Below are 7,870 nucleotides of genomic sequence, written 5' to 3'. Positions count from 1 at the left end.
GCATTGCATAAAAATTCAAGAATAAAAGCAGACAGTGATTTAATCAGCGCTTCCTTAGAAGTTAGCATTAGCTACCAGATACCAGTACACTAGTACACTAGCTCACTAGTACACTATCTTCCTCAGAACCTGAAGTCCTTGGGCATGAACATAAATCTTGTTTCCTTTTCAATATCATCGTAGCGGATCCAGGCGTAGAAGGAATGCATGTCCCTGTAGTAGGTCCAGTAGCGGTGGTTCAGTCTGCCGTTTACCGTATCAATGGACCAGGCGAGACTGAATGCGTCCATCCTGGTTGCCTGCAGCCGGAAGCCCACATCCAGCGGCTTTTCGCTGCTGTAGCTGTCGTAGGTATAGGGGGTGTAGCCTTTGATATCCCGGTCAGTATAGTAGACCCAGGAAGAAAGGATGCCGTAGCCGCCGGAAAGTCCCATGGAGTAGTAGCCGTTCCTGCGGATATTATTGGAATAGCTGTAGTAATCCTTGGCATAGCCCGCCTTCCAGCTGAACTTCATAAATTTGCCCAGTTTCCATGGATTTCCGGAAACATAGAGGTCATAGCCCTTGTAGGCGCCCTTCACATCCCGGCCGCCCCGGTCTTCATCCCAGTAGCCCCATTCGCCATGGGCCCCTACGTAGAAACGGGATTTGCCCAGGTAGAAATGGTTCGTATCAAATTCCAGGGACGGTCTCTTTTTTACCCAGATGCCGCCGTCATCGTTGGTGGAACTTTCCTCTTCTGCATAATGGAGCTTTGCCGTGCCCACAGGCGTACGGTAGCGGACGCCCATATCCGGCTTGTATCCGGACTTGGTGTACCAGCGGTTCTTCACATATACCGTGCCATTGGCATTCCCGCCAAAGGGGACTGCGATTTCATTATGAAGTCCCATGCCGTTGTCACTGTCAAACACAGGCCGTGGAATGAGGGACCACAGGCTCACTTCATTATCATCATGAGCCAGGGATCCGGAATAGGAAGAAAGGGTAATGAGAGTGGTATTTTTCGCCATGAGCTTCACGTTGTGCGCCACGTAATGGTCATTGGGATAAATATCGATGGAATCGGCTTCGATGCGGTAGTCCGGCACCTTGGCCACAGCGTGCTTTGTGGTGAAGTAGCCTTTCTCCACCACCAGCTTATTGGCATTCCGGTCATAAATGCCGCTGGCACCTTTGAAATAGTAGGTTCCCTGTTCCCAGCCATCCAGTTTCTCAAACCGGCCTATGGATTTGGCGGCGTCATAGTCCGCCCTGTCCGCCTTCAGATTGGTGGTAGGATTCACCCATTTCACTTCGCCCGGTATGACGTATTTCTGGGCGATGGAGTTGCCGTACACATACTCTGTCTGGTAGGTATCCATCATGTGTTTGATGACTACCCTGCCCATGGCATCCACGTCGCCGGTGGTGTCGTTGTACCGCATACGGTCAGCAGTAACATACATGGGGTTCTCAGGGGAAATCCCGGTATCCTGGGTTTCCTCCTTCCCCTCCTTCCCCTCCTTCCCCTTCTTCCCTTTCTCCTTCTTTTTCTCGGGAGCAGGCTTTTCCTGCACCTGCTCATAGGAGGCAGCCGGCCGGGCTACCCCTTTGGCGTCAAACACCAGTGGTGTCCCGGCATCAACACCGGCGGCAGGGATGTCCGCCGGCCCGTCCGGTTCCTCCGCCCCTGCCGGCATGGTCATAAGAGCTGCCAGCACTAGGGGAGTCAGTATTTTCAGATAGTTTTTTATCATTTAGTCATTTCTCACAATCACCACGGAGGGTGCTTCGTCACCAGAGCTGTCAGCCTTGGCTGTTTCTTTTTCGTCGGTCTTGTCCCGTACCGATTCCAGTTCTGCCTTGGCTTTCTCGCTCACCGTATCTGCTTTTTCTGCTGTCTTTGTTTCTGCTTTGGCTTCCGCCTGAGGCTCGGCTTTTGCTGTCTCCTTGACTTCATTGTCCGCTACTGCCGCTGCTGTTTCTGCAGAAGTATCAGCTGCAGCCGACCGCACTACCCGTTTGCGGAGCACCGCATTGGGGGCACCGCCTTTCAGTTCCAGCCCCTTGGTGGTCACTGTCTGCTGGGTTTCGATATAAAGGGTGCTCCCTGCCGGAAGGCTTACGTCCTTGCCCTTCACGAAGAAGCCGCCTACCAGGCCGATAGGGCCCAGAGCCAGGGCGCCGATGGTGGAGGCACCAACAGCAGCCGCTTCCATTTTCAGTTTTTCCTTGGCTTCCGGTCCCAGCACCGTAGGAATGACTTCATCATCTACGGAGAATACCTGGTCAAAGGACACGTCCAATGTGCCGCTCCTGCCGAAGCTCTTGGGGCGGCTCACCTTTGTCACCACGCCGCTTCCCTGGGCACCCTTGGGCAGCAACAGTACATCTCCCACGCTCACATCCTCCTGCACGGTGAAGGTGACCGGGTCTCCTACCTGGCTTGTCTTGCTGCTTACATCATCATTCAGGAAAATCTTGAATACCGTTTCCGCCGGAAGTTCCACCGTCTTCATTTCATAATGCTGGTCACCGTACACCGACTTTTCCAGATTGGCCAAGCGCTGATCCAAAGCGCCCTTCTTTTCTGCACCGTATACTTTGGTTTCCAGATCCCCCATCCTTGTTTTCAGTGCATCATCCCTGATTTCATCGGTGAGGTAGTATTCCATGGCATTCACTCTGGCAGCAATGGAGGGCTGGGTATCATCATCGTTCTTCACCACATCGCTGTAAAGGTTGGTAATCCGGTTGTCCAGGCCGCTGGCAGAAGAATTGCCATTGCCGTAAATCAGGTTGTCCGCATTGTCCACCCGGCTGATGAGGGAGCCGGTCTGGGCGCTTCCGTAAATCACTTCATCCACCCGGTCAATCCGGTCGGACAGGGTAGCCGGTTCTTCCGCATAAACCGGTGCCAGGCACAAAAGGGAAATTCCTGCTGCCAGGATTGCTTTTTTTATCATAAAATCACCCTCCATTATACTCGTACATCAATGACTGCCGATACGCCTACTCCCTGCACACGGCTGAAGGAGGAGGAGTTCACGCTGTCCATGGGGATAAGTCCCTTGATACGGAACAGTTTGTCATTCCAGCTGACTTCCAGCTGGCCCACAGCCTTCACCTTTTCCACCTGGTCCGCATCGCCGATGACCTGGGCGGCGCCGATATAGCCGCGATTGCCGATACTTACAATAGGCACCACTTTCGTAGCGTAACTGGTGCCGGCGCCTTCCTTCATCATCACCGAATTGATGGCGCTGTTGATTGATTCGCCGTATTTAGAAACAAGGAAGCCAATGCCTCCTACCTTGGCCACGCCGCCAAGAACACTTCCCAGGTTGAATGCATCTGCATGAATCATGGCACCGGTGCCCATCATGCAGGCAGCCAGCACACATACAGCCAGTCTTTTTAATTTCATCCGTGAATCCTCCCTTATCGAAAATCCATCTTCAGAATCTATGATTGTAATCCAATTTCTTTTCAGCCGGAGAAGCATTGATTCCATGGTGATGGAACATATCCAGGCTTCCCTCACAGAGGCTGTCAAATTTTGCCTACACTTAATAATATTATAAATTAAAAAGGGGCTCTGTGCAAACAGAAACCCCTTTCCCTCCGCAAATCTGCGGCTCTTTTCATCACTTACTGCTGCCTTTCTGCAGCTTCCCTTTTTGCTTCATAGGTACCGGGCTGGGCCATGACCGACGGCTTCTTCAGCTGGTTGTAAGCCTGGATCATCATGGCGCATTCCACACGCTTCTTCTGGATTTCGCAGGTAATATGGTATGGCTTGTGGATATCGCCGGCAAAGGCCTCGTTGTTGGCATGGCATCCGCCGGAGCAGAAGAATTTCGCCCAGCAGTCCACACATTCCGACTTGGTGAATACATGATTGGTGCGGAAATCGTGCATCATCTTCATGTTCTTCAGCCCTTCGTACACATTGCCCAGCACATAGCCTTCCCGGCCTACGAACTGGTGGCAGGGATAAATGTCGCCGTTTGGCACCACTGCCAGATATTCATGGCCGGCGCCGCAGCCACGGAGGCGTTTGGGCAGGCACGGGCCCTTCCACAAGTCCATATTGAAATGGAAGAAGAAGAACGGTCTTCCCTCTTCTTCCCGCTGAATGAAGAGCTTGGCCAGGCGGTCATACTCTGCCTTCACCCGGGGCAGGTCTTCTTCCTTAATGGAATACGCTTCCGTATCCTCACCTACCACCGGTTCCATGGACACAGCCGGGAAGCCATGGTCCAGCATATCCTCCACATCTGTGGTAAAGTCCATGTTGTACCTGGTAAAGGTGCCGCGCACATAGTATTCCTCTCCGTTCCGGTGAGCCACGCAGTACTGGAGATTTTTCACAATCCGGTCATAGGTGCCTTCCCCGTTCACATCGGGACGCATACGGTCATGCATTTCCTTTCTTCCGTCCAGGGACAGGATGAGGCTGATGTGGTTGTCGGTGAGATACTTCACCTTCTCCTTGTCCAGAAGCATGCCGTTGGTGGTCAGGGACATTTTAATCTTCTTGTGGTGCTTCTTTTCCTGCTTATGCACATAGTCGATGGTCTGCTGCACCACATGCCAGTTCATCAGCGGTTCGCCGCCGAAGAAATCCAATTCGCAGTGTTCTCTGGGGCCGCTGTGGGCGATGAGGAAATCTACGCCCCTTCTTGCCACATCAAAGGGCATGAGCATACGCCACTGGCCGTAGCCGCCCTGTCCTGCAAAGCAGTACTGGCAGCGGAGATTGCAGTCATGGGCGATGTTGAGGCAGAGCGCCTTAATAATCGGTCTGTCTTCAATGGCCATCTTATAATTGGGATCCATAGGTGCAAAAAGGACTTCCTTTTGAATCAGCTCATCCAGGTCGTCCATCACCTCATTCAGTTCCTTCTCATCATAGGAAGAGGACAGATTGGCCAACACCATATCCCGGTTTTTACCGTTATAGAACTCAAGTACCTTATATGTTACATCATCCACCACATGAACAATACCGCTGTTCACGTCCATGACGATATTCATGCCGTTCTGGCGGAAACGGTGGATCATGGGCTTTACATTATAATCCATGAAAAATCTCCTTTTCAATACGGCTTCAGGGACAGCCGTTTTCAATCCATACAATATCCAAAGAGAAAATAGAAAACCCCCGGCTGCAAGGCCGGGGGTTAGGGAAGCCGGTTCGATGCTTCCCCAGGCCGTCAGATCAGGCTCTCTTTGCTTCCTTGGCTTCTTCCTGGGTTGTGCAGATCAGGTTGCCGATGGTGCAGCTTGTCTTGCAGGCAGACTGGCAGGAAGTCTGACATTCACTGCATCCTTCAAACTTAATGGAGTCCTGCAGGGAAGACTGGTTGATTGTAACGATATGTTTGGACATGATGTCACCTCCCCGAAACAATTTTTCCGAATTAATCATATCATAGAAAAGAGGGTAAATACAAGTAAAAATTATGGTAGAATCCATGGCAGATGATAGATGATAGACGTCAGACATCAGACACCAGACACCAGACACCAGACGTCAGACATCAGCTGCCAGCTCACCAGCCTACCAGCCCACTAGCCCACTAGTACACCAGCACACCAGATCACTAGATCACTACAGCAGCTGGTACAGCCCGTACACCACTCCCAGGGGGAGGAGGGTCATGGCTGCCAGGGCGGCCATGCAGCCTGTTTTCTTTCCATGGATGGAAAACCAGTCGTCGGCAATGCTGTTCATTTCCTTGTATTCCCGTTCCAGCCCCTGGATAATGCGCCACAGTTCACGGCAGTCCTCTTCCGTCAAAGATTCGTCTTCCGCTTCCGCCGCCGGCGTTTCCGCTTCTTTTTCCTTTTCCTCCGCTTCCCGGCGGGCCTTTTCTTCCGCCTCTGCCATCTGTCCCTTGATATGGGCCTTCCAGTCGCCGGTCTTTTCCTCCTCTTCCTTCTTCTCTTTTTCTTCTTTCTTCTTTTCTTCGATTTCCTTTTCTTTCTTTTCCTCTTCAAAGACGCCGCTTTCTTCGCCCTCATCCACTGCCTTCAGGAGCTCATCCTTCAGCTGCTGGATGTCTTCCGTATATTTGTGGGTAGCCGCATCCCAGAGGGTGTAGTCCAGCTTCTTCTTCATGTCATACATGGTGCCGCTGGTGGCCTGCTGGAAAAGGTACTGGGTATTGTCCATATCCGCAAAGATTTCCCCTACCCTGCCCTTATGCTTGAACTTGGACTTGCCCACCTTCACGAAGTACATGAAAGTGCCGATATGTGCTCTCAAATTGCCGATAGGGCTTTCTTTTTCATGTCCCTTATCAAAAAATCCCATGAATGTCTCCTTCTCCCTCGGGAAATAAACCTGTTCGAACAGTTGATTATGATTCTTTATTATAAATGATTTTTACCGCCCTGGCAAAAATCACCACAGGGCTTCATAGCCCCTTTCCACCATGGCCAGTCCCACGCCCATGGCCTTCATAAGCGCCGAAAGGCATGGCATATCCCGCAGGAAACGGTCGGTCTGCGGATTTCCTTCCTCCAAGAGAATCCGACTTTCCACAGAAGACTCTTTGGGGAGTTTCATTTCCTTCGTCAGTCTATCCCCGTCCACCATGACAAGATGGGTAAAGGAGCGGAGCACCGCTCCCAGAAGGGTATCCGAAGTTTCCGGTATTTCCAGCAGCCGCACCAGGAAACGGCTGTCACCGGCCTCATCGGCCAGCATCATCACAGGCCGTCCGGTCTGCTGGAAACGGCTTCCCAGAAAAACCAGGTCCTCCGGAAGCACGCTTCCGAAGGGGGGCAGCACCTTCTGCTTCCGCACCTGGGCCCACAGGCCGTTCTTCAGAATTTTTTCTGCCCGAACCCCTTCCACCCGGCGGTACATGCCCCGGGGCAGGGTCATCCACATTTCCCGGTGAGCCAGCAGCCATTCTCCCAGCACCTTGCAGTAAGGCTCCTCCGTGTCCGACGTCACCCCCATGCGGTTTACGTATTCCTTCTGGTAAAGGGTCTCCGGATGGGCGCTGTCCTTTTCAATCAGGGAGAGCAGCTCCCCTCTGGTATACTGGCCATAGAGAGGAAGCCCCCGGTTCACAGGAAACAGGTGGATACCGTGGAACAGATAGAAAGAAGACACCCCCAGAAGGACGCCCAGCCGTGAGAGTTCCGTAGAAACCCGGCTTTTCCCGGCGCTATACCTTTCATTGGACGCGCCGGTAATAAGTACAGCCGATTTCAGCATAAAAGGCGCCTCCCGGCCAAGAGCCTTCGCCACTGTAAGCCGGTTCACCGACTCCTTCCAGGACCACAAACGAAGCAGCCGACAAAGAGGCTTTTCCTCCTCCGCCTCCGGCCTCATATCATACAGAGTGAGCATCCGTCCTGTCCTGTCCATGGAAGCAAGAGGAAACCGGCCCCACACCTCTGCCCGGCTGTCCTTCAGCACAATTTCCATATCCAGCGCCAAGCCCCTGGCGAAATGTCCCTGGGAAAGCACCGCCATGGTCTGCCGGCTGCCGCCCTCCGACGACTTCTTCACCACCGTCCGATACATGGACCAGTTATGGTCAGTCTTCCGGATTTTTTCCGTATGAGACAAAAGCCAGGACAGCACCACTTCCTCATAGGCCTTCCCCGTATCGGCAGTGACGCCATCCTTTTCTATATAATCCTTCGTAAAAAGGAGATCCGGATGCTCCGCATCCCTCTCCACCATGGCAAGCAGCTCCGCTTCCCTGTAAGCCATTATAACCACCTCGTTTTTCTTCATCTATCTTACCACATATAGTGGGATAGTGTACTGGTGTACTGGTGATCTAGTGAGCTAGTAATCTAGTAATCTAGTGAGACAGTGACTTGTCACCAGCCACCTTAGTGTAAAATTTTACTCGGT

The 7,870-nt window shown here is 52.4% G+C and carries 7 protein-coding genes; all 7 read right to left on the bottom strand.

All coding sequences use genetic code 11. The features are described from left to right. Positions 1-122 precede the first annotated feature (122 nt). Positions 123-1,739 carry a hypothetical protein gene (locus B2Y11_RS02865; RefSeq protein WP_291055977.1) on the bottom strand — a complete coding sequence of 539 codons (1,617 nt, stop codon included), beginning with the start codon at positions 1,737-1,739 and terminating at the stop codon, positions 123-125. Then, positions 1,740-2,948, bottom strand: a complete 1,209-nt coding sequence (locus B2Y11_RS02860; protein WP_291055974.1) for a hypothetical protein — start codon at positions 2,946-2,948, stop codon at positions 1,740-1,742. 14 nt (positions 2,949-2,962) lie between these two features. After that, entirely contained in the window at positions 2,963-3,409 is a 447-nt protein-coding gene (locus tag B2Y11_RS02855) for a hypothetical protein (RefSeq protein ID WP_291055971.1), read from the bottom strand. Between the two features lie 224 nt (positions 3,410-3,633). Continuing rightward, positions 3,634-5,070 carry a thioether cross-link-forming SCIFF peptide maturase gene (scfB, locus tag B2Y11_RS02850; RefSeq protein ID WP_291055968.1) on the bottom strand — a complete coding sequence of 479 codons (1,437 nt, stop codon included), beginning with the start codon at positions 5,068-5,070 and terminating at the stop codon, positions 3,634-3,636. Positions 5,071-5,206: 136 nt separating this feature from the next. Beyond that, positions 5,207-5,377, bottom strand: coding sequence for a six-cysteine ranthipeptide SCIFF (scfA, locus tag B2Y11_RS02845; protein ID WP_008860055.1), 171 nt, complete (start codon positions 5,375-5,377; stop codon positions 5,207-5,209). A gap of 222 nt (positions 5,378-5,599) precedes the next feature. After that, the gene (locus B2Y11_RS02840; protein WP_291055959.1) at positions 5,600-6,304 is read right to left on the bottom strand and encodes a hypothetical protein; all 705 of its coding nucleotides are present in this window, start codon (positions 6,302-6,304) and stop codon (positions 5,600-5,602) included. Between the two features lie 90 nt (positions 6,305-6,394). After that, complete coding sequence (locus B2Y11_RS02835; protein ID WP_291055956.1) at positions 6,395-7,723, bottom strand: hypothetical protein; 1,329 nt, start codon at positions 7,721-7,723, stop codon at positions 6,395-6,397. Positions 7,724-7,870: the final 147 nt, after the last annotated feature.

It is taken from the genome of Dialister sp. UBA1703 (assembly GCA_002320515.1).
GTDB lineage: Bacteria > Bacillota > Negativicutes > Veillonellales > Dialisteraceae > Dialister.
The sequence above is the reverse complement of the archived record's forward strand: the minus strand, read 5'-3'. Positions and strand labels throughout refer to the sequence as shown.

Coding starts and splice junctions, on each gene's coding strand:
- B2Y11_RS02865 (WP_291055977.1), bottom strand. CDS start 1,739: ATGATAAAAAACTATCTGAAAATACTGACTCCCCTAGTGCTGGCAGCT.
- B2Y11_RS02860 (WP_291055974.1), bottom strand. CDS start 2,948: ATGATAAAAAAAGCAATCCTGGCAGCAGGAATTTCCCTTTTGTGCCTG.
- B2Y11_RS02855 (WP_291055971.1), bottom strand. CDS start 3,409: ATGAAATTAAAAAGACTGGCTGTATGTGTGCTGGCTGCCTGCATGATG.
- scfB (WP_291055968.1), bottom strand. CDS start 5,070: ATGGATTATAATGTAAAGCCCATGATCCACCGTTTCCGCCAGAACGGC.
- scfA (WP_008860055.1), bottom strand. CDS start 5,377: ATGTCCAAACATATCGTTACAATCAACCAGTCTTCCCTGCAGGACTCC.
- B2Y11_RS02840 (WP_291055959.1), bottom strand. CDS start 6,304: ATGGGATTTTTTGATAAGGGACATGAAAAAGAAAGCCCTATCGGCAAT.
- B2Y11_RS02835 (WP_291055956.1), bottom strand. CDS start 7,723: ATGGCTTACAGGGAAGCGGAGCTGCTTGCCATGGTGGAGAGGGATGCG.